General features: G+C 80.0%; 1 pseudogene. It reads right to left on the minus strand.

The features are described from left to right. A pseudogene (locus KUM32_RS42245) lies at nt 1-557 on the minus strand (hypothetical protein); the annotation flags it as partial. Between the last annotated feature and the right edge of the window lie 68 nt (nt 558-625).

Here is a 625-nt window from a genome sequence, read left to right on the forward strand (position 1 = left end):
TTGGTGAGCTGCGCCATCAGGTCGAGCGGCGCCGGCGGGCCGGCGGGCCGCTCGGACTCGCCGGTCGACGTGGCGCCCTTGGCCGTGGCGCCGGTGGCCGCGCCGGCCGGCAGGTCCAGCACGGGCTGCTGCGCGGTGCGCTCGGTCACGGGCGGCGTTCCAGCGCCGGTCGCGGCGGCGGGCCGCGCGCCGGCCGCCGGCTTCGCCGGCCGTTCGTCGGCGGACTTCAGCGGCACGAACTGGCTGGTCCGCTCGGCGCTCGCCGGCTCCTGGCCTCGTCCCGCGCCCTTGCCCTTGCCGCCCGCCGTGGCGCCGGCGTCGCGCGGCAGGTCGGAGGGGCGCAGCGCCTTGAACGCGGTCGTCGGGCGGTCGACGGCATCACCCGCCGGGCCCACGCCCTTGCCCGCACCCTTGCCCTTGGCCTCGCCCGCGGCGTCGTCCTTGCCCGCGGCCTTCCCCTCGGCCTTGCTCTCGCCCTCGCCCTTGCCGGGGCGGGCGCCGGCGCGCTCGCCGGCCGGCGCGTCGCCGGCTTCCCTGGGTCGGAGGGTGCCGAACACGGAGGTGGGGGTGTCTACCGAAGCGGCGGCCCGGCCGGTCGCATCGGTACGGCCGGCCCCGTCAGCCC

It is taken from the genome of Streptomyces sp. AC627_RSS907, assembly GCF_019049165.1.